Genomic DNA, 19,653 nt, shown 5'->3' with positions numbered 1-19,653 from the left:
GGGTTGGGGGGGCGTCCGACGTGTCCGATTGCTGAACCCCCGGCTGCGAGGTTGGTTCCGCCGCCGGTCGCCTGTTAACGCTCTTTATCGAACAATAATCATTTTCGCCCGCCCATCCCTTCAGGCGGCGCGTCGACGGCGCTCCAGTTGCAGCACAGCGCCGCCCGCCAAGAGGACGCCCAGCAGGATCATGGCCCATTCGGTCAGGGTCGGAACGGGCGCAGGCGCGACGCTGCCGACCGTCGCCGTCGCCGTGGCGCGGTTGTCGGTCGGATCAGGATCCGGCGCGCTGGGCCTGACCTCCGCCACTCCCGTCAAGACGGTTCCCGGCACGGCGCCGGACGGCAGCACTGCCTCCGTAATCAGGGTAAACCCCTCCCCGTCGCCAAGGGTGACATTGTCGACAAGCCCGCCCGTCGTGTTCGAAGTAATGATCGTTCCGGCGTTGGTGCTGACTGAACTCGGCGTCAGCCCGGCGGGCAGCCATATCTCCGCCTCTAAATCAGTGACTGGTCCCGGACCGCTATTGGTGACCACGGCTCGAAACGTGATCCTGTCGCCCGGCTTTGGCGACTGAGGGCTGGCCGTCAATGTGACGGATACATCGGGGTTCTGCGCCGCCGCGGCGGTTGCGCCCAGGGAGAACAGGAGCCCGAGAGCAAGACCGGCCAGAAATTTCATATCGCACCACTTTCAACAAACTGACTGCGTCGAACAAGGTAATCGATGATCAGTCAATGATAATCGTTGGTTTTCAAAGACTGTTCCGCGCAGGCGGGCTTTACCTTGCACGCCTTCCGACCGCATGAGAGCCGCCTGAAGCGGACGCGCCGCCGGGAGATCAAGATGAGCAAGGTTCTGGGGGTGCTGGGTGGCATGGGCCCGGCCGCGACGGTGGCTTTTCTGGCGCGGGTGCAGGCGCTGACGCCGGCCAGCGTCGATGAAGACCACATCCGCGTCATCGCCGACATCAATCCTCAGGTCCCGAACCGTCACACCCAGCCCGAGGCGGCGGGGCGGGCGCTGGGCGAAATGGCGCAGGCGCTGAAGACTGCGGGGGCGCAGGTGCTGGCCATGCCGTGCAATACGGCCCACGCCCATGCGGGCGCCATCCGCGCGGCGGGCCTGCCCTTCATCGACATGGTGGCGGAAACGGCCAGGGCGGCGGCCGGGACCGGGGCGCGGCGGGTCGGGGTGCTGGCGACGCCGGGCGGGATGCGGCTCTACGTCGAGGCTTTGGCGGCCGAGGGGCTGGCGATGGTCGCCCCCTCCCCCGCCGAGGGCGAACGGTTCATGCAGGTGGTGTTCGCGGTGAAGGCGGGCGACGTCGGCCCCGGACAGCGGGCGGCCATGCGTGATCTGGCGCAAGGCCTGATCGCGGCGGGCGCCGAGGCGGTGATCGGCGGCTGCACCGAGGTGCCGCTGCTGCTGGATCAGGCCGATGTCAGCGCGCGGCTGATCGATTCCGCCGAGGTGTTGGCGCAGGCTTGCGTCGCGGCCTGTCGATAAGGCGGTCTCGCCGTCATCCCCGAAGCCCCGAGGGCTGTACCGAACCGCCGCACGCTCTGACGGCGGCGCTTTGGGCGGTCCCGGCTCAAGGCCGGGATGACGGCGTCTTCGGCAGGCTCAGGTCTCCGACTTCTTGCCCATCAGGGGCGACAGCAGGCTGTTGACCTCGTCCATCTGGCCGTGGCCCTGGGCGGCGCGATGCTCAAGCTCGGCGGCGCGGCGCTCCAGCTCGCGGGCGCGTTCGGCGCGGGGGTCGTCCTCGGCCACGGCGTGAAGGGCGGGGCGGCGCGCCTCCAGTTCGGCGATCAGTTCGTCGAACCGCGCCTGATTCATGTTTTCGCCTTGCTCAAACAGGGCGATGGCCTCTTCCAGAGCGACTTCAAAGGCGTCTTGATCGGGCATGGACTCATCCTCTTATGCTTACGCTTATCAATGGCCGGGGCCGTGCGCGGGTTCCGCCTTGGCCGAGGATCACGCAGGGTTTACGGGTGAGCCATGCGCATTCCCTTCGCCTTAGCCGCCCTGACGCTCCTGCTGGGCGCCTGCACCGTCTCGACCGGAGCCGAGCCTGAACCGACCCAGGTCGCGGGCGCCGTCTGCGACGTGCCGGACGACCTGCGCCCGGCGCGCCCCTATCGCATTCCGCAGGACGAGGTCGCCGCCGACGTGGCGGTCGCCTTCAACATGCTGGCGGTCAGCTGGTCGCCGCAGGCCTGCCGCAGCGGCAAGGACTATCCCGACGCCCGCTATCAGTGCGCCGCCAATCAGTTCGGCCTGACCCTGCACGGCCTGTGGCCCAATGGGGCGGACAACAAGCACCCGCGCTATTGCGCCGCGCCCGGCCCGGCCATTGCGGTCGAGACGGTGCGGCGGCACTTCTGCATGATCCCCTCGCCCAGCCTGCAACAGCATGAGTGGGCGGCGCACGGCACCTGCGGCTGGGACAGTCCCGAGGCCTATTTCGCGCAGGCCGCGAAGATGTGGGACGGGCTGAACAAGCCGGATCTGGAGGCCATTCCGACCCAGCGCCTGACCGCCGGGGCCATCCGCGACGCCTTTGTCGCGGCCAATCCGGGCTTCCCGCGCGACGGGGTGTTCATCGCCACCACCGACGGCTGGTTCCGCGAGGCGCGGCTCTGCTATTCCAGGGACTATCGGCCGATGCGCTGCCCGCGCGGGCTGGGCGCGCCGGACCGCGAGCGGCTGAAGCTGGCGCCCAAGGGCGTTCAGCAGGACGCGCAACGGGGCGTGCAAACGACCGGTTAACCAGAACAGGGTCAGGCTGCGGATCGCTGTTTCGTCCGAGGCCGTCATGTCGACCATGCTGACCCAGTCCCGCCGCCGTTCCAGCGACCACTTCATGCCCGAGGACATGGAGCCGCAGGAGCAACGCCGCCTGCGCGGCCTGCTGGATCAGATCGACTACGCCGCCTATGTCGCCAACCGCGAACTGATCGGCCACGCGCTGAGCCAGGTCGACGTGGCCGCCTTTCAGAAGCTGGCGGTGCTGACGGCCCAGGCGCGGGCGCGGTGGGGGGCCGAGGCCGTGCGCCTGGCGGAATCCGGCGCGCCGGCGACGCCCGATCAGGTCGCCCGCCTGACCGCCGCCCGCACCGCCTATGACGAACTGAGCGAGGCCTATGACGGCCTGCGCCGGATGGTGGAACGCGGGTATCTGCCCTTGCGCCAAGCGTGACCGTTCCCCTTATCGAGGGGCATGAAACGCCTGATCCCCCTCGCAGCGGCGGCGCTGCTTCTGTCCGGCTGCGGTCCTCAGGGTCGCGCTGAGGATCCGCCAGCGGTCCGGGCCGACAATCCGGCGCTGACCGCCCTGTTCGACGCCGATCAGAAGGCGCGTCAGGACCATCATCTCGACCTGCTTGAGGGCATGGCCGACGCCGAACGTCTGGCCGAGACCAAGGCCATGCTGGAACGCGGCGAGATCCGGTCGGCCGCTGACTACTATCGCGCGGCCTTCATCTTCCACCACAGCCGCGAGGCGGACGACATCCTGAAGGCCCATGTGCTGGCGACCGCCGCCCTGGCGCAAGGTCATCAGGACGCCGCCTGGATCGCGGCGGCCAGCCTGGACCGCTATCTGCAGGGCATCGGACGGCCGCAGATCTATGGCACCCAGTACATTCAGATGGGCGCTGAGACGACGCGCGGCGCCTTTGATCCCGACTTCATGCCCGACAGCGTGCGGCGCGACACCCGCGTGCCGCCGCTGGCCGAACAGACGGCGCCGCCGCTGGCGCGCTGATCAGTCCAGCTTTTGGGGCCGGGTGACGATCGGGGCGTTGGGGTCGGTCTGGGCCGGGCGGGCCTGGGTCGGCGGCGGGCCCTCTGACCGGACCGGAGCGTCCGGCTGCGCCGCAGACGGCGCTGGCGCGGCAGGCGGCGTCACCACGATCGGCGCAGGGGTGGCGGCGGGCGGCTGAGCCGTCGGCGCAGGGATGGCGGGCGACGGAGCAGAAGGCGCGGGCGCCCTTGTCGTCGGGCGAGCCGGGATCGGCGCCGGGCGCGCGGACGCGGGGCTGACGTTGCGTGAGGGCGTGGGAGCGGCCGCAACGGCGGCGGGCGCCTCGGCGACGGTCGGTGCGGGCGCAGGCGTTTCAACCGGCGCGGCGGGGGCTTCGATCACCGGGGCAGGCGCGGCGGCGGGCGCCTCCACGGCGGCGTCCTGCGCGCCGGAGCGGGCCAGCAGCCAGACCGCCACGGGAACCAGAACGGCCGCAGCCGCGACGCCGACATAGAGCGGCCAGCGAGAGCGGGGCTTGGTTGAAGACGGGGCCAGCGGCGCAGCGACAGGCTCGACCGGTTGGGGCGCGCGCGTAGCGGGCTGCGGCGCGGAAGACGGCGCAACAGCAGACATCGGGGCGGCGGGCGTCGGTCGAGCGGCCGCCTCAGCCGCCGGACGCGGCGCGGGCGGCGGGGTCGGGCGGGCGGCGACGCTCGGCTGGGACACGGGGGGTTGGGGCGCGGCAGGCTGGGGAGCGGGGGTCGGGGCGGGCTGGCGACGCGGCACCATCGAGCCGCCGAAGACGCCCGATGGGCGCGGCGCGGACAGCGGGGGCGTCGGCTTTGCGGGCTGAGGCTGGGCAGGCTGGGGCTGGGCGGGCTGGGCCTGGGCGGGCTTCGGTTGCGCCGGTTTGGGATGCGGCGGCATGGCGGTCAGGCGGGCCAGGCCTTCGTCGCGCGGCAGGGGGCCGACGTGGAAGGCGGCCTGGGGCGGGCGGCCCCAGGTGATCTGCCCCCGCCGGAACGGGGCTGAAGCGCGCGGCGCGGCGTCCGGCGCCGGGTTGTCGGTCGATGGGGTCTTGTCGTCGGCGTCGGACATTCGGTCTCCGGCGCTCAGGCGAGCGCGCATCAGGTCGAAAAGGCGTTTGAGGGCCAGGACGGTGAGCGCCGAGTTCGGCGCTTTCGTGGCCTTCAGTTCTTCAGACGATAGCCGGTCTTGAAGATCCAGCCCACCGCCGCCAGACAGGCGAAGAAGAAGCCCAGCGTGGCCAGAAGGCTGGCCTGAACGCTGACGTCGCCCACGCCGTAGAAGGCCCAGCGGAAGCCCGAGATCAGATAGACCACCGGATTGAACAGGGCGACCGTGCGCCAGCCCTCCGGCAGCATCTCGATCGAATAGAAGGCGCCGCCCAGGAAGGTCAGGGGCGTGACGATCAGCATGGGCACGAGCTGCAGCTGCTCGAAATTCTGCGCCCAGACGCCGATGATGAAGCCGAACAGGGCGAAGGTGGTCGAGATCAGGATCAGGAAAGCCAGCATCCAGAAGGGGTGCAGGATGTGCAGCGGCACGAACAGCGCCGCCGTGGCCAGGATGATCAGCCCCAGGACCGCCGACTTGGTCGCCGCCGCCCCGACATAGGCGAGCACGATCTCGAGCGACGACACCGGGGCGGACAGGATTTCGTAGATGGTGCCGGTGAACTTCGGAAAATAGATGCCGAAACTGGCGTTGAAGATCGACTGGGTGAACAGGCTGAGCATGATCAGCCCCGGCACGATGAAGGCGCCGTAGGGGACGCCGTCCACCTCGGTCATGCGGCTGCCGATGGCCCCGCCGAAGACGACGAAATAGAGCGAGGTCGTGATGACCGGCGTCACCAGCGACTGCCACAGGGTGCGCAGCGACCGGGCCATCTCGAAGCGGTAGATGGCCCAGACTCCGTGGCCGTTGAAACGCATCACGCCGCCTCCTCCTCGCGATCGCGGTGGACCAGGCTGACGAAGATGTCCTCCAGCGACCTCTGGCGGGTGTTCAGGTCCTTGAAGCCGACGCCGAGGTCCGACAGGCGGCGCAGCAGGGAAGGCACGCCCGTCTTCTCGGCGTGCGAATCGAAGACGTATTCCAGTTCGCAGCCGCCGTTCTTCAGCTCCAGCGGCCACTCGGCCAGCTCGGCCGGCAGGGCGGCCAGCGGCTCCTGCAGGTTCAGGGTCAGGGTCTTGCGGCCCAGCTTTCGCATCAGGTCGGCGGTCGTCTCGACCAGGATCAGTTCGCCCTCGAGGATGACGCCGACGCGATCGGCCATCTCCTCGGCTTCCTCGATGTAGTGGGTGGTCAGGATGATGGTCACGCCGCGATCGCGCAGCCGGCGCACCAGGGCCCACATGTCGCGGCGCAGCTCGACGTCCACGCCCGCCGTGGGCTCGTCCAGAAACAGGATGTCGGGCTCATGGCTCAGGGCCTTGGCGATCATGACGCGGCGCTTCATCCCGCCGGACAGGGTCATGATCTTGGCGTCCTTCTTGTCCCACAGGGAGAGGTCGCGAAGGATGCGCTCGATGTGGGCCGGGTTCGGCGGCTTGCCGAACAGGCCGCGGCTGAAGGTGACGGTGGCCCAGACGGTCTCGAAGGCGTCGGTGGTCAGCTCCTGCGGCACCAGGCCGATCTTGGCCCGGGCGGCGCGGTAGTCGGACTGGATGTCATGGCCGTCGGCCAGGATGGTCCCGCTGGTCGGGGTGACGATGCCGCAGACGATGGAGATCATCGTCGTCTTGCCCGCCCCGTTCGGCCCCAGCAGGGCGAAGATCTCGCCCTTGCGGATTTCGAGGTCCAGCTGCTTCAGCGCCTGGCGCCCGGTCTTATAGGTCTTGGTCAGGCCCTGGATGGCGATGACTGGCGGCATGGAACCTCCCTGGGCGTGGTTTCGCAGATAGGCGTGACCCGCGAGGCGCTCAAGGCCCTCCCGACTGTCGCGCCGAGCTTAAGTCATCCGCCAGGGAACCGCGCGCGTAAACCTGTGTTCGTTCCACGGAGACAGCCATGCCCCTCGCCGCCCCGATTTCCCGCCGTCTCGCCGCCGCGACGCCCCTTATCGCCCTGGCCGCAAGCCTGGCCGCGTGCGTCACGGCCCCGCCGATGAGCGCGGTGCGCGCGCCTCAGCCGCTCAAGACCATCGACGCGGAGCGCCTTTGGTCGGGACGTTGGCATGAGGTGGCGCGTCTGCCGATGAAGATCACCGACGGCTGCGTCGCCGGCGCCAGCGCCTACGTCTTTTCGCCGCCCGCCCAGGTCGCGGTGCGCGACACCTGCCAGGTGGACACGCCCGAAGGCCGGGAGAAGGCCATCGAAGGGCGGCCAAATCCTGGATCCGGGCGTGAACGCCAAGCTGCGGGTCAGATACTTCTGGGGCTTCGTCACCTGGGATTACTGGGTGCTGGATCGCGCCGAAGACTACAGCTGGTTCATCTCGGCCGATCCGACGTTCGATCGGCTCTTCATCTATACGCGGGACGTCCCGAGCGCCGACCAGCTCGCCCGCCTGACGCGGCGGGCCGGAGAACTGGGCTATGACGTCAGTCGACTCGAATACCCCGCTCTACCTGCACGCTGAGGATCGTTCCATGGGTCGCCGCCGCCTGTTGATACTGCCCCTGATGATGGTGCTTGCGGCCTGCGGCACCGAAAGCGTGCTGCCGGAAACCGACGGGTTCGGCGCGGCGCCCAACCTGCCCGCGCCCAAGCCGCAAGGCGTGCCGATGGTGAAGATCGCCCCGGCCGTCGGCTGGCCCCAAGGCCGCGCGCCCGTTGCGGCGGCGGGGCTGGCGGTCAACGCCTTCGCCACGGGGCTGGATCATCCGCGCTGGCTCTATGTCCTGCCCAACGGCGACGTGCTGGTCGCCGAGTCCCAGGGACCGGCCAAGCCGAAGGAGAAGAAGGGCGGCCTGCGCGGCTGGATCGAGGGACTGGTGATGGCGCGCGCCGGGTCGGGCGACCGGCCCAGCGCCGACCGCATCAGCCTGTTGCGCGACGCCGACGGCGACGGGACCGCCGAGACGAAGAGCGTCTTCCTCAGCGGCCTGACCTCGCCCTTCGGCATGGCTCTGGTTGGAGAGACGCTCTACGTCGCCAACGCCGACGCCCTGGTCAAAGTCCCCTATCGGACGGGACAGACGCGCATCGACGCCACGCCGGTCAAGGTCGCGGACCTGCCGGCCGGGCGCAATCACCACTGGACCAAGAGCCTGGTCGCCTCGGCCGACGGGACGAAACTGTATGTCGGGGTCGGCTCCAACTCCAACATCGGCGAAAACGGGCTGGATGAGGAGGTCGACCGCGCCGCCATTTTGGAGATCGACGCGGCGACGGGGGCGCGGCGCGTCTTCGCCTCGGGCCTGAGAAACCCGGTCGGTCTGGCCTGGAACCCGCAGGACGGGCGGTTGTGGACCTCGGTCAATGAGCGCGACGCCCTGGGGAACGATCTGGTCCCCGACTACATGACCTCGGTCACGGCGGGGGGCTTCTACGGCTGGCCGTGGAGCTATTACGGCCAGAACGTCGACGAGCGGGTGCAGCCCGCCCGGCCCGAGATGGTCGCCAGGGCGATCCGGCCCGACTACGCCCTGGGGTCGCACACGGCCTCGCTGGGTCTGACCTTCTATACGGGCGACCTGCTGCCGCAGTGGCGCAACGGGGCGATCATCGGCCAGCACGGCTCGTGGAACCGCAACCCGCCGTCCGGCTACAAGGTCATCTTCGTGCCCTTCCGCGATGGGCGCCCGGACGGGCCGCCGCAGGACGTGCTGACCGGCTTCCGCAATGAAAAGGGCGAGGCGATGGGACGGCCGGTCGGGGTCGCCGTGGACCGGCGCGGCGCCCTGCTGGTCGCCGATGACGTGGGCGACGCCGTCTGGCGCGTGGCGCCCGCCGCGCGCTGAGAGGCCAGGCTTGACGCTACGTCATTGAAAACGGCGCGGAAGCTTGCCTTTTCGTCCGGCGGCTCCGCCTGCGTCCCCGCCCCCGGTTGACCCGCCGCCCCGCGCCGTTCATCACCTTTGGCAAAGGCAAATCGGGAAGAGGCGGCGCACCTATGGGACTGGCGGCAAACATCCGGCGTGACATCAAGTTCGCGAGCGGGCTGTTCCGGCTTCTGAAGCGCATCAAGCCCATCACCCTGGACGGCGACGTCCTGGCCTGTGACGACATCGAAGAGGCCGTCGACAAGTTCGGCCCCAACGTCGCCGTCGAGGACGAGACCCGCAAGCTGACCTATCGCGAGTTCGAGGCGATGGCGAACCGCTACGCCAACTGGGCCAAGAGCCGCAATCTGAAGCGCAGCGACGTCATCGCCCTGGTGATGCATAACCGCGTGGAATACGTGGCGGCCTGGTTCGGTTTCTCCAAGGTCGGGGTGGCCACCGCCCTGATCAACAACAATCTGACCGGCGCGGCCCTGGCCCACTGCCTGACCATTTCGACCGCCTTCAACGTGGTGACGGACGAGGACTGCTGGCAGGCGGTCGAGGACGCGCGCGGCCTGGTCGACCGCAATCTGATGATCTGGGTCCACGGCCTGGGCGAGGAGAACGAGACGAACGGCCGCCGCGACCTGGACAACGCCGTGCGCAGCGCCTCCTCGGTGCGGCCCGACCGCGCGCTGCGCCAGGGCATGACCAACCGCGACACCGCCCTCTATATCTACACCTCGGGCACCACGGGCCTGCCCAAGGCGGCGCGGATGCCGCATTCGCGGGTGCGGACCTATATGCGCGCCTTCGCCGGGGCCACGGCCTCGACGCCCAAGGACGTGCTGTTCAACGTCCTGCCGCTGTATCACTCGACCGGCGGGCTGGTCGGCGTCGGTTCGGTGCTGTTGAACGGCGGGCGGATGGTGACGCGGCGGCGCTTCTCGGCCACCCATTTCTGGCCCGACGTGAAGGCGACGGGCGCGACGATGTTCGTCTATATCGGCGAGCTGTGCCGCTATCTGGTCAACAGCCCGGCGCATCCGGACGAGAAGGCCCACAAGCTGCGGCTGGCCTTCGGCAACGGCCTGCGCCCCGATGTCTGGCCCGAGTTCCAGAGCCGGTTCCGCATCAAGGACATTCTGGAGTTCTACGGCTCGACCGAGGGCAACGTCTCCCTGTTCAACTTCGACGGCAAGGCGGGCGCCATCGGCCGGGTGCCCAGCTATCTGAAGTCGCAGATCAACATCCGCCTGATCGCCCTGGACCCGGAGACGGGCGAGCCCCTGCGCGGCCCTAACGGCCAGTGCGTGCCCGTCGCCGTCGGCGAGACCGGCGAGGCCATCGGCCAGATCGGCAGCGACATCCGCCACGACTTCTCGGGCTACGCCGACAAGAAGGCGTCGCAGAAGAAGATCCTGACCGATGTGTTCAAGAAGGGCGACCGCTGGTTCCGCACCGGCGACCTGATGCGCCAGGACCGGCAGGGCTATTTCTACTTCATGGACCGGCTGGGCGACACCTTCCGCTGGAAGGGCGAGAACGTCTCGACCGCCGAGGTCGAGCAGCGCCTGTCCGAGGCGCCCGGCGTACAGGAGGTCATCGCCTATGGCGTCGCCGTGCCGGGCCAGGAGGGCAAGGCGGGCATGGTCGGCCTGGTGATGGACGGCGTGTTCGACCCCGCCGCCTTCGCCGCCTGGACCGATGAGCAGCTGCCGTCCTATGCGCGGCCGGTGTTCGTGCGGATGCTGAAGTCGGCCGACACCACCGGCACCTTCAAATACCGCAAGGTCGACCTGGTCGCCGACGGCTTCGACCCGGCCAAGGTCGACGGCCCCGTCTGGGTGCGCGGCGGCGAGGCGGGATATCAGGTGCTGACCGCCCAGGCGCGCGAGGCGATCCTGAGCGGCGAGACGCGGCTTTAAGGCAGCGCCGCCCTTCTCCCTCCCCGGCCCGGGGAGGGTGGCTGAGGCGAAGCCGAAGCCGGGTGGGGGCGGCGAGGCTATTCAGACGCCGGGACCGGCAAGCGTCGAGACCGGGATGACGTTGGCCGCGATGACGGCGTGGACCACGATGACGTTGAGGCTAGCATCGCCCGGCCCTCCCCACCCGGTCGCTGCGCGACCACCCTCCCCATGAAGGGGAGGGAGAGGGTCTTCTTCTTTTTGTGCCGAACCGGGATTCGCGAAACGCGCCCTTAAGCATTAACGGCGATAAGGCGTCTGACCCTTCGGCTGCAGGACGCCCGCTCGCCCCATGTTCCAGATCATCGGCATCGTCATGCTGTTCGCCATGGTGTTCGGCAGCTTCCTGCTGCACGGCGGCAAGATGGCGACCATCCTCTATTCGCTGCCCTATGAGCTGATGGCGATCTTCGGGGCGGGGATCGCGGCCTTCCTGATCTCCAACAGCCTGCCGGTGATCAAGGCCACCCTGGGCGGGCTGGGCAAATGCTTCGCCGGGCCGAAGTGGAAGAAGCAGGACTACAAGGACCTGCTGAGCCTGCTGTTCCAGCTGACCAAGACGATGAAGTCCAAGGGCGTGATCGCCCTGGAAAGCCACATCGAAAAGCCGGCCGAAAGCACCATCTTCCAGAAATATCCCAAGGTGCTGAAGGACCACTTCGCCACCGACTTCATCTGCGACACCCTGCGGATGATGACCATGAACCTCGAAGATCCGCACCAGATCGAGGACGCCATGGAAAAGCAGCTGGAGAAGCACCACCACGAGGCCCTGGCCCCCGCCCATGCGCTGCAGACCCTGGCCGACGGCCTGCCGGCGCTGGGCATCGTCGCGGCGGTGCTGGGCATCATCAAGACGATGGGCTCGATCACCGAACCGCCCGAGGTGCTGGGCGGCATGATCGGCGGCGCCCTGGTCGGCACCTTCCTGGGCGTCTTCCTGGCCTATGGGCTGGTCGGGCCGTTCGCCTCGCGCCTGAACGCCATCGTCGAAGAGGAAGGCGCCTACTACAAGATCATCCAGTCGGTGCTGGTGGCCCACCTGCACGGCAATGCGGCCCAGATCTCGGTCGAGATCGGGCGCGGCGACATCCCTTCGACCGCCCAGCCGTCCTTCACCGAAATGGAAGAAGCCCTGGCCGCCGCGCCGATGGACGCCTGACGGGCGGTCAATCCGACTTTCGGAACACGGAGCGTTCACGACGGTTCTCTGAAGATCACGGCCGCGTGCGCGGCCGTTTCTGAAAGGAGCCGTCCGATGCGACCGTCCTCAAGATTCCTTCTGCCGAGCCTGACCGCCGTGGGCGCCGTTCTGCTGTTGTCCGCGTGCAGCGAACGCGCGCCGCAGCGGCCGGACGGCGTGACCGCCCCGGCCGCCCAACCCTCGAGCACGCCGGATTCGAGGGCTGCGCCCGGCGCCATGACGCCCGCCAACCCGCCGCCGGGCGACGCCGTTCCGGCGCCGACCCCGCCGACCCTGCCGCCGGACCCGGATTCGCCGCCGACGCCGCTGCCGGCCGATCCGACCGACCCGGCCACGCCGCCGATTCCGCCCCACTAGAGGCGCGGCGAGGCGCGTCGGCGCATCGACAAACGAGATGCGCTCGCGGCGTCTTCACGAACGCGTGAGAAATCGCTTGCGCTTGTGCTCACGAAGCCGTTATCACTCCCTCAGCGAGGTTCATGGTCTCGCATTTACCTTCTGAAGGAAGAAAACTATGCGCATCACCGCTCTGATCGCCGCTTCGGCCGCCGCTCTGGCCCTGGCTGCTTGCCAACCCGCCGCCACCGACAAGGCTGAAGACGCCGCTGCCGACGCCACCGCCGCCGCCGACACCGCTGCCGACGCCGCTGCTACGGCCGACGCCGCCGCCACCGACGCCGCCGCCGCTGCTGGCGAAGCCGCTGGCGAAGCCGCCAAGGCTGACGCCGCTGCTCCGGCCGCCGACGCCGCCGCCGCTCCGGCTGCTGCTCCGGCCGCCCCGGCTGCCTAAGACTTCACAGTCTTAAATCGCGGTCTTCGGACCGTGATGGAGAAAGGGATCGTCTTCGGACGGTCCCTTTTTTCTTGCCCATAGTTCCAGCCAGCTTTCGTCCGGTCGCCCAGGTCGATAGACCGGCCGTCATGACCCATCCCGCCGACATCGCGCCTGACGACGCCTCTCCGCTTCTCGTGTGGGCCGAGGACGGCTCGCCGCGCTCGGGCCGATTCGGCGACGTATACTTCTCCAAGGACGACGGCCTGGCCGAGACGCGGGCGGTCTTCCTGCAGGGCTGCGGCCTGCCGGAGGCGTGGAGCGGGCGATCCGCCTTCAGCGTGGGCGAGCTGGGCTTCGGCACCGGGCTGAACATCGTCGCCCTGCTGGACCTGTGGCGACGGACGCGGCCCGAGAACGGGCGGCTCAAGGTCTTCTCCATCGAAGGCTTCCCCCTGACGCGCGAAGAGGCGGCGCGGGCGCTGGCGGCCTGGCCCGAGCTGGCCGAGACGGCCGCCGGGCTGCTGGCGGTCTGGCCGGCCGGGACGCCCGGGTTTCATCGGCTGGACCTGCCGCAGTGGGGGGCGACGATCGACCTGGCCGTCGGCGACGCGCGATGGGCGCTGGAGCAATGGTCGGGCGCGGCCGACGCCTGGTTTCTGGATGGATTTTCGCCGGCGCTGAACCCCGGCATGTGGTCGCCCGAGATTATGGCGCTGGTCGCGGCGCGCTCGGCGCCCGGCGCGCGGCTGGCCACCTTCACCGTCGCGGGGGCCGTGCGGCGGGGCCTGGCCGAGCACGGCTTTACGGTCGAGAAAAAGCCCGGCCACGGCCGCAAGCGCGAACGGCTGGAAGCGCGGATGGCGGGCGAGCCGCGGCCGGAGCGGCCGGTCCACGTCGCCGTCGTCGGCGCCGGGATCGCCGGGGCGGCCGTGGCGCGGGCCCTGATCGCCGAGGGCGCGCGCGTCACCGTCATCGAGGCCGAGCGGGCGGGCGCGGGGGCCTCGGGCTTTCCCGCGTCGCTGGTCACGCCCCGGCTGGATGCGGGCGACGCCCTGATCGCCGGTCTTCACGCCCAGGCGCTGGAGCGGGCGGGCGACCTCTATCGCGCCCTGCGCGGCGCCGTGGTCGCCGAGGGCGTGCTGCAACTGGAGCAGGCGCCGCGCGACGCCGTCCGGTTCGACAAGATCGCCGCTCAGGAGCTGTGGGCCGAAGGGGCGATGCAGCGCCTGGACGCGGCGGCGTGCTCGATGCGTCTGGGCGAGACGACGCCTCGCGGCGGGCTGATGATGGCGCAGGCGTTGGCCGTGCGCTCCGACGCCATACTGGAGCCGTGGCTGGAGGGGGCCGAGCGGATCGCCGGGCGCGTGGCGCGGCTGGAGCCGATGACGGACGGATGGCGCCTGTCGGGCGAGGACGACGCCGTGCTGATCGAGGCGGACGTCGTGGTGCTGGCGGCGGGCTGGGGGACGGCGCGGCTGGCGCCCGACCTGCCGCTGTCGCCCGTGGCCGGGCAGGCGGACTGGATCGAGGACGAAGCGGCGCCCGGCCCGAGCGTCCCGGCGGCCTGGGGCGGCTATGCGGCGCCGACCGGGCGGGGGATGCTCTACGGCGCCACCCACGACCGGGGCGTCGAAACGCCCGAGGCGTCCGACGAGGCCAGCGCCCGCAACCGGGCGACCCTCGGCGCCGCCCTGCCCCAATGCGCTGCGCGCGTCGAGGCCGCGCCTGCTCAGGCGCGGGGGCGCCGCGCGGCCGTGCGCGCCACGACGCCTGACCGCCTGCCCCTGTGCGGCCGATGGCGCCCCGGCCTGTTCGTCCTGACCGGTCTGGGCTCGCGCGGCTTCTGCGTCGCCCCCCTGCTGGGCGAGCATCTGGCGGCCCTGGCCATGGGGCGGCCCTCGCCCCTGAGCGCCGAGGCGGCGCGCCGGCTGTCGGCGACCCGTTGGCTGACCGAAGGCGATAACGCCGTTTAAGCGAAACCAGCGCGCGCGCCCGGCGTTGTCGTGCATAACGCCACTGGCCTGGTTCAGACCGGGCGCACCGCCCTGATCGACGTCAACCGAGGCAGCGTCATGACCCTTCGTCTCGCTATGGCTCCGGCTCTTCTGGCCGCGACCTTCACCATCGCCGCTTGCGCGCCGGTCAACGGCGGGCCCAATGGCGGCAGCAGCGGCCAGACCGCCGCGAACGCGACGGCGCGCCAGTGCATCTTCCAGCGCGACATTCGCAATTTCCGCGTCTCGAACGACGGGCGCAACGTCTATGTGCGCACGGGGTCGAAGTCGGTCTATCAGTTGGAGACCCTGGGCGTCTGTCCGGACCTGGAGAATGCGCTGGCCATCGGCTTCAAGCCGAACGGCGGGCTTACCCGCCTGTGCGTGGGCGACTGGACCCGCATCGTCTCGGCGCCTCGGGACTTTGACAACACGCCGTGCAGCGTTCGTATGGTCAAAGGCCTGACCGACGCCGAAGTCGCCGCCCTGCCGGCGCGGGATCGGCCCTGACCCCTGTCGCCTATTTGAAGCGTCTCTCGACGGCCCGCCCGCAGATTACTTCTCTGTAATTGCGATCGAGTCGTTTGAGCGGGGATCGCCGAAGGGTTAAACAGCGTTGCTATGCCCGCGCCGTCGGACAGAAGGTTGGCGCGCGCCTGACTGAATGCTCAACCTCCCAGGATATCCGCACGTGGCGACCTCTCGACGCTTTTCGGCCCCACTGACCGGCGCCCTGGCCGCGGCGCTGTGCGCGAGCCTGACCCTGGCCGCCTGCGGCGGACACGGCGAGGCCCCCAAGGAAAAGGAAGCCGGCGCCTCGCGCCAGACCGTCAGCGCGGCGACGGCCACGACGGTCGCCCTGCCCCGCACGGTGGTCGCCTCGGGCACCGTCACCGCCTGGGAAGAGGTGCCGGTCGGCGCCGAGACCGGCGGGCTGACGGCGACGACCGTCTATGTCGATGAAGGCTCTTACGTGCGACAGGGCCAGCCGCTGGTGCAGATGAACGACGTGCTGCTGCGGGCCCAGGTGCGCCAGCAGCAGGCGGCGGTGCAGACGGCCGAGGCCAACGCCGCGCGCGACGACGCCGCCCTGGCCCGCGCGCAGGAGCTGAAGGAGCGCGGCTTCCTCAGCCAGGCGGCGCTGGATACGGCCCTGGCCAACCAGCGCGCCTCGACGGCCAATCTGGCTGCGGCGCGCGCCTCGCTGTCCGAGACCCAGACCCGCCTGTCGCAGGCCACCATCCGCGCGCCGGTCAGCGGGCTGATCATCAGCCGCAGCGTCACCAAGGGCCAGATCATCGACGCCGGAACCGAACTGTTCCGCATGGTGCGCGACGGCCGCCTGGAGCTGGACGCCCAGGTGCCCGAGACCGAACTGCCGCTGATCCAGGCCGGGCAGAGCGCGGCCATCACCTCCAGCCAGGCCGGATCGACGACCGGCACGGTCCGCATCGTCACGCCTGAGGTCAATCCTCAGACCCGCCTGGGCCTGGCGCGCATCAGCCTGTCGCCCGGCAGCGCGCTGAAGCCGGGCATGTTCGCCCGCGCCGCCATCGAGGCGGGCGCCCGTCCGGCCACGGTGGTGCCGACCGACGCGGTCCTGTACCGCAGCAACAAATCCGGCGTCTTCGTGCTGAACGCCGACTCCTCGGTGCGCTTCGCCCCGGTGACGGTGCTGTCGCGCAACGACGACCAGACTTCGGTCGAGGGGGTGGAGGCCGGGGTGCGGGTCGTGGTGGCCGGCGCCGGCTTCCTGAACGACGGCGACAAGGTGACGGTGGCGGCGCCCAAGGCGCCGGCACCCGCCGCCGCCGCCAGCCCGGCTCCCGCCGCCCAAGCGCCCGCCAAGAAGTAAGGCCCGGCCATGAACCAGATTTCCGCCTGGGCGATCAAGAACCCCATCCCCGTCATCCTGCTGTTCCTGCTGCTGACGCTGGGCGGGGTGACCGGCTTCGCCGGGATGCGGATCAACAACAACCCCGACATCGACTTCCCCCTGGTGGCGGTCACGGCCGCGCGCCCGGGCGCCGCCCCGACCGAGATGGAGGTGCAGGTCACGCGGGTGATCGAGGATTCGATCGCCGGCCTGTCGGGCGTGCGCCACATCTATTCCAACGTCTCGGACGGGGTGTCCTCGACCACCATCGAGTTCGAGCTGGGCACCGACACCGAGCGGGCCACCAACGACGTCCGCAACGCCATGAGCGGCGTGCGCGCCAGCCTGCCGCAGGACATGCAGGAACCGACGGTCCAGCGCATCGACATCACCGGCGACGCCCTGATCACCTATGTGGTGCGCTCGGAAACGATGACGCCGGAACAGATCAGCTGGTTCATCGACAATGAGGTCAGCCGCGCACTGCTGGCGCTGGGCGGCGTCGGCGAGGTCAACCGTTCGGGCGGGGTGGACCGCGAGATCCGCGTCGAGCTGGATCCGCAGCGTCTGAGCGCCTACGGCGTCACGGCGGCGCAGGTCAGCCAGGCCCTGACCAACGTCAACAACAACCTGCCGGGCGGGCGCGTCACCATCGCCGGGTCGGAGCGCGCGGTGCGCACGCTGGGCGCCGCCGGTTCGGTCGAACAGCTGCGCGAGACCCTGGTGCCGGTCGGCGACGGCAAGAACGTGCGCCTGGGCGACCTGGGCGTGGTGGTCGACAAGTGGAGCGAGCCGCGCCGTCTGGCCCGCTACAACGGCCAGGAGGCCGTGACCTTCAACTTCCTGCGCTCGCGCGAGGCCAGCGAGGTCAAGGTCTCCGAAAAGGTGCGCGCCGAGGTCGAGAAGATCGACGAGCGCCACCCGGACCTGACCATCGAACAGGTCACCTCCAGCGTGAAATACATCGAGGAATCCTACCTCGCCTCGCTGGAGGCGCTGATCCTGGGCGCCGTGCTGGCCGTCATCGTGGTGTGGATCTTCCTGCGCGACTGGCGCGCGACCCTGATCGCGGCGACGGCCATGCCGATGTCGCTGATCCCCACCTTCGCCATCCTGGGGCCGATGGACCAGTCGCTGAACGTGGTGACGCTGCTGGCCCTGTCGTTGACGATCGGCATCCTGGTCGACGACGCCATCGTCGAGATCGAGAACATCGTGCGCCACATGCGCGACGGCAAGCCGCCCTATGACGCCGCCTTCGAGGCCGCCGACGAGATCGGCCTGGCGGTCGTGGCGACGACCGGCACCATCATCGCCGTGTTCGCGCCCGTCGGCTTCATGCCCGGCATCATCGGCCAGTTCTTCAAGGCCTTTGCGCTGGCCGCCTGCATCAGCGTCTTCTTCTCCCTGGTGGTGGCGCGTCTGCTGACGCCGCTGATGGCGGCCTATATGCTCAAGCACACCCACCATGAGGACAAGGATCCCTTCTGGATGGCGGGCTATCTGCGGGCGCTGAAGTGGTGCCTGCGCCATCGCTGGATCGTCTTCGTCATGGGGGCGGCCTTCCTGTTCGGCTCGATCGGCCTGTCCGTGGTCGCCAAGATGTCGTTCGAGTTCATGTCGCCCGCCGACGAGGGCCGCGCGGCCTTCCAGATCGAGCTGCCGCCGGGCGCCACCCTGCGCCAGACCGACGCCGTGGTGCGGCAGGTGACCCAGACGCTGAACGCCCGGCCCGAGGTCACCTCGGTCTACGCCGCCGTCGGCGGCCAGGCGGTCAACCAGGCCAATGTCTACGCCGACATGGTGCCCAAGGGTCAGCGCGACCTGAGCCAGCAGGCTTTCGCGCGCGTCATGGTCGATGAGCTGAAGCAGATCCCCGGCGCCCGCATCCGCGCCGGCATCGCCCAGCAGGGCGGCGGCCCCGGCGACGGCACCAGCTACACCTTCTCCATCCTAGGCGACGACCCGGCGACGCTGGAAGCGGCCGCCCGCAAGGTGGAAGACGAGATGCGCGGCGTGCCGGGCCTGGCCAATGTGGTCAATACGGCCGCCATCGCTCGCCCGGAAATCCTGGTCACGCCGCGCCCGGACGAGGCGGCGCTGCTGGGCGTCTCGGCGGGGGCCATCTCGCAGGCGGTGCGCGTCGCCACGATCGGTGACGTCGATCAGAACCTGCCGAAGTACAACCTGGGCGACCGTCAGATCCCCATTCGCCTGCAGCTGACCGAGGCGGCGCGCGAGGACCTGAATGTGCTGGAAAGCCTGCGCGTGCCGACCGCCTCGGGCGCCTCGGTGCCGCTGAGCGCGGTGGCCGACATCGAGTTCGGCGCCGGGCCGGCCACGGTCAGCCGTCAGGACCGTTCGCGCATCGCCTCGATCACGGCCGAGCTGGACGGCATCACCACCGGCGCCGCCGGTCAGGCGGTCAACCGCCTGCCCTCGGTCAAGAGCCTGCCCAACGGCGTGCGACAGGTCCCGGCCGGGGACGCCGAGTTCATCCAGGAGATGCTGATCGGCTTCGGCATCGCCTTCCTGTCGGGCATTCTGCTGATGTATGCGGTGCTGACCCTGCTGTTCAAAAGCTTCGCCTATCCGGTCACCATCATGGCGGCCCTGCCCCTGGCCATCGGCGGCGCCTTCATCGCCCTGGTGATCGCCGGCAAGAGCTTCTCGATGTCGGCCCTGATCGGGGTGCTGATGCTGATGGGGATCGCGGCCAAGAACTCCATCCTGCTGGTCGACTACATCATCATGGCCGAGAAGAGCGGTCTGAGCCGTTTCGACGCCATCATGGACGCCGCCCACAAGCGGGCCCGGCCGATCCTGATGACCACCTTCGCGATGGGGGCGGGCATGGTGCCCATCGCCATCGGCTGGGGCGCCGACGTGGAGTTCCGCTCGCCGATGGCCGTGGCGGTCCTCGGGGGGCTGATCTCCTCGACCTTCCTGTCGCTGCTCTACATCCCGGCGGTGTTCACCATCATCGACGACATCGCCGGCTTCGGACGGCGGACGCTGAACCGGATGTTCGCCGGGCAGCGGCGGATGGCGGGAGAGAGCCACACGCCGGCGGAGTGAGGCGAAGCTCAGGCGCTGAAAACAGGAAAGCCCCCGGTCGCATGGCCGGGGGC

General features: G+C 69.7%; 18 protein-coding genes and 1 pseudogene. 14 read left to right on the top strand and 5 right to left on the bottom strand.

Annotated elements, in window-relative coordinates; all coding sequences use genetic code 11:
* Positions 1-120 precede the first annotated feature (120 nt).
* Positions 121-681, bottom strand: a complete 561-nt coding sequence (locus DA69_RS00460; protein ID WP_025976858.1) for a DUF11 domain-containing protein — start codon at positions 679-681, stop codon at positions 121-123.
* 165 nt (positions 682-846) lie between these two features.
* Between DA69_RS00460 and DA69_RS00455 the strand changes: the two genes are divergently transcribed.
* Positions 847-1,509 (top strand): aspartate/glutamate racemase family protein, encoded by a 663-nt coding sequence (locus tag DA69_RS00455; RefSeq protein WP_025976859.1) that lies wholly within the window; start codon positions 847-849, stop codon positions 1,507-1,509.
* Between the two features lie 117 nt (positions 1,510-1,626).
* Here DA69_RS00455 and DA69_RS00450 read toward each other — a convergent pair whose 3' ends face one another.
* Complete coding sequence (locus DA69_RS00450) at positions 1,627-1,911, bottom strand: hypothetical protein (RefSeq protein WP_025976860.1); 285 nt, start codon at positions 1,909-1,911, stop codon at positions 1,627-1,629.
* Positions 1,912-2,004: 93 nt separating this feature from the next.
* Here DA69_RS00450 and DA69_RS00445 point away from each other — a divergent pair, with 93 nt between their 5' ends.
* Genes DA69_RS00445 through DA69_RS00435 form a run of 3 tightly spaced genes read left to right on the top strand, consistent with a single transcriptional unit; the run spans position 2,005 to position 3,772 of the window.
* Positions 2,005-2,775 (top strand): ribonuclease T2 family protein, encoded by a 771-nt coding sequence (locus tag DA69_RS00445; RefSeq protein WP_025976861.1) that lies wholly within the window; start codon positions 2,005-2,007, stop codon positions 2,773-2,775.
* Positions 2,776-2,821: 46 nt separating this feature from the next.
* The gene (locus DA69_RS00440) at positions 2,822-3,205 is read left to right on the top strand and encodes a hypothetical protein (protein WP_024354541.1); all 384 of its coding nucleotides are present in this window, start codon (positions 2,822-2,824) and stop codon (positions 3,203-3,205) included.
* Between the two features lie 21 nt (positions 3,206-3,226).
* Positions 3,227-3,772: a hypothetical protein gene (locus DA69_RS00435; RefSeq protein ID WP_025976862.1), complete on the top strand. Its 546-nt coding sequence runs from the start codon at positions 3,227-3,229 to the stop codon at positions 3,770-3,772.
* Here DA69_RS00435 and DA69_RS14475 read toward each other — a convergent pair whose 3' ends face one another.
* From DA69_RS14475 to DA69_RS00420, 3 genes are all read right to left on the bottom strand, one after another.
* A complete protein-coding gene (locus tag DA69_RS14475; protein ID WP_064108260.1) occupies positions 3,773-4,849 on the bottom strand; it encodes a hypothetical protein in 1,077 nt (358 codons plus the stop codon).
* A 92-nt stretch (positions 4,850-4,941) separates the two neighbouring features.
* Positions 4,942-5,709, bottom strand: a complete 768-nt coding sequence (locus DA69_RS00425) for an ABC transporter permease (RefSeq protein ID WP_025977718.1) — start codon at positions 5,707-5,709, stop codon at positions 4,942-4,944.
* Positions 5,709-6,650, bottom strand: a complete 942-nt coding sequence (locus tag DA69_RS00420) for an ABC transporter ATP-binding protein (RefSeq protein WP_025977719.1) — start codon at positions 6,648-6,650, stop codon at positions 5,709-5,711. Before DA69_RS00420 ends, DA69_RS00425 begins: the two co-directional genes overlap by 1 nt.
* A gap of 137 nt (positions 6,651-6,787) precedes the next feature.
* On the opposite strand from DA69_RS00420, the pseudogene DA69_RS15080 reads away from it, so the two are divergent.
* The 10 genes and pseudogenes from DA69_RS15080 (at position 6,788) to DA69_RS00370 (ending at position 19,600) form a co-directional block, all read left to right on the top strand.
* A pseudogene (locus DA69_RS15080) lies at positions 6,788-7,358 on the top strand (lipocalin family protein).
* 10 nt (positions 7,359-7,368) lie between these two features.
* Positions 7,369-8,682: a PQQ-dependent sugar dehydrogenase gene (locus DA69_RS00410; RefSeq protein WP_025977720.1), complete on the top strand. Its 1,314-nt coding sequence runs from the start codon at positions 7,369-7,371 to the stop codon at positions 8,680-8,682.
* A gap of 152 nt (positions 8,683-8,834) precedes the next feature.
* On the top strand, positions 8,835-10,634 hold the full coding sequence (locus DA69_RS00405; protein WP_025977721.1) for a long-chain-acyl-CoA synthetase: 1,800 nt from the start codon (positions 8,835-8,837) through the stop codon (positions 10,632-10,634).
* 331 nt (positions 10,635-10,965) lie between these two features.
* A complete protein-coding gene (motA, locus tag DA69_RS00400) occupies positions 10,966-11,835 on the top strand; it encodes a flagellar motor stator protein MotA (RefSeq protein WP_003170169.1) in 870 nt (289 codons plus the stop codon).
* A 96-nt stretch (positions 11,836-11,931) separates the two neighbouring features.
* Positions 11,932-12,234 (top strand): hypothetical protein, encoded by a 303-nt coding sequence (locus DA69_RS00395; RefSeq protein WP_025977722.1) that lies wholly within the window; start codon positions 11,932-11,934, stop codon positions 12,232-12,234.
* 157 nt (positions 12,235-12,391) lie between these two features.
* Positions 12,392-12,667 (top strand): hypothetical protein, encoded by a 276-nt coding sequence (locus DA69_RS00390; RefSeq protein ID WP_025977723.1) that lies wholly within the window; start codon positions 12,392-12,394, stop codon positions 12,665-12,667.
* A 131-nt stretch (positions 12,668-12,798) separates the two neighbouring features.
* Positions 12,799-14,625 carry an FAD-dependent 5-carboxymethylaminomethyl-2-thiouridine(34) oxidoreductase MnmC gene (gene mnmC / locus DA69_RS00385; RefSeq protein WP_051582110.1) on the top strand — a complete coding sequence of 609 codons (1,827 nt, stop codon included), beginning with the start codon at positions 12,799-12,801 and terminating at the stop codon, positions 14,623-14,625.
* Between the two features lie 30 nt (positions 14,626-14,655).
* Entirely contained in the window at positions 14,656-15,156 is a 501-nt protein-coding gene (locus DA69_RS00380; RefSeq protein ID WP_025977725.1) for a DUF6491 family protein, read from the top strand.
* Positions 15,157-15,337: 181 nt separating this feature from the next.
* Positions 15,338-16,501 carry an efflux RND transporter periplasmic adaptor subunit gene (locus DA69_RS00375; protein WP_025977726.1) on the top strand — a complete coding sequence of 388 codons (1,164 nt, stop codon included), beginning with the start codon at positions 15,338-15,340 and terminating at the stop codon, positions 16,499-16,501.
* Between the two features lie 9 nt (positions 16,502-16,510).
* Positions 16,511-19,600, top strand: coding sequence for an efflux RND transporter permease subunit (locus DA69_RS00370; RefSeq protein ID WP_025977727.1), 3,090 nt, complete (start codon positions 16,511-16,513; stop codon positions 19,598-19,600).
* Positions 19,601-19,653: the final 53 nt, after the last annotated feature.

Source organism: Brevundimonas naejangsanensis (assembly GCF_000635915.2).
Lineage (GTDB): Bacteria > Pseudomonadota > Alphaproteobacteria > Caulobacterales > Caulobacteraceae > Brevundimonas > Brevundimonas sanguinis.
The sequence above is the reverse complement of the archived record's forward strand: the minus strand, read 5'-3'. Positions and strand labels throughout refer to the sequence as shown.

Bases quoted from the DNA above. Each gene is read 5' to 3' on its own strand.
- DA69_RS00395 (WP_025977722.1), top strand. From the start codon at position 11,932: ATGCGACCGTCCTCAAGATTCCTTCTGCCGAGCCTGACCGCCGTGGGC.
- DA69_RS00455 (WP_025976859.1), top strand. From the start codon at position 847: ATGAGCAAGGTTCTGGGGGTGCTGGGTGGCATGGGCCCGGCCGCGACG.
- DA69_RS00410 (WP_025977720.1), top strand. From the start codon at position 7,369: ATGGGTCGCCGCCGCCTGTTGATACTGCCCCTGATGATGGTGCTTGCG.
- mnmC (WP_051582110.1), top strand. From the start codon at position 12,799: ATGACCCATCCCGCCGACATCGCGCCTGACGACGCCTCTCCGCTTCTC.
- DA69_RS00390 (WP_025977723.1), top strand. From the start codon at position 12,392: ATGCGCATCACCGCTCTGATCGCCGCTTCGGCCGCCGCTCTGGCCCTG.
- DA69_RS00450 (WP_025976860.1), bottom strand. From the start codon at position 1,911: ATGCCCGATCAAGACGCCTTTGAAGTCGCTCTGGAAGAGGCCATCGCC.
- DA69_RS00370 (WP_025977727.1), top strand. From the start codon at position 16,511: ATGAACCAGATTTCCGCCTGGGCGATCAAGAACCCCATCCCCGTCATC.
- DA69_RS00420 (WP_025977719.1), bottom strand. From the start codon at position 6,650: ATGCCGCCAGTCATCGCCATCCAGGGCCTGACCAAGACCTATAAGACC.
- motA (WP_003170169.1), top strand. From the start codon at position 10,966: ATGTTCCAGATCATCGGCATCGTCATGCTGTTCGCCATGGTGTTCGGC.
- DA69_RS14475 (WP_064108260.1), bottom strand. From the start codon at position 4,849: ATGTCCGACGCCGACGACAAGACCCCATCGACCGACAACCCGGCGCCG.
- DA69_RS00405 (WP_025977721.1), top strand. From the start codon at position 8,835: ATGGGACTGGCGGCAAACATCCGGCGTGACATCAAGTTCGCGAGCGGG.
- DA69_RS00440 (WP_024354541.1), top strand. From the start codon at position 2,822: ATGTCGACCATGCTGACCCAGTCCCGCCGCCGTTCCAGCGACCACTTC.
- DA69_RS00425 (WP_025977718.1), bottom strand. From the start codon at position 5,709: ATGCGTTTCAACGGCCACGGAGTCTGGGCCATCTACCGCTTCGAGATG.
- DA69_RS00445 (WP_025976861.1), top strand. From the start codon at position 2,005: ATGCGCATTCCCTTCGCCTTAGCCGCCCTGACGCTCCTGCTGGGCGCC.
- DA69_RS00435 (WP_025976862.1), top strand. From the start codon at position 3,227: ATGAAACGCCTGATCCCCCTCGCAGCGGCGGCGCTGCTTCTGTCCGGC.
- DA69_RS00460 (WP_025976858.1), bottom strand. From the start codon at position 681: ATGAAATTTCTGGCCGGTCTTGCTCTCGGGCTCCTGTTCTCCCTGGGC.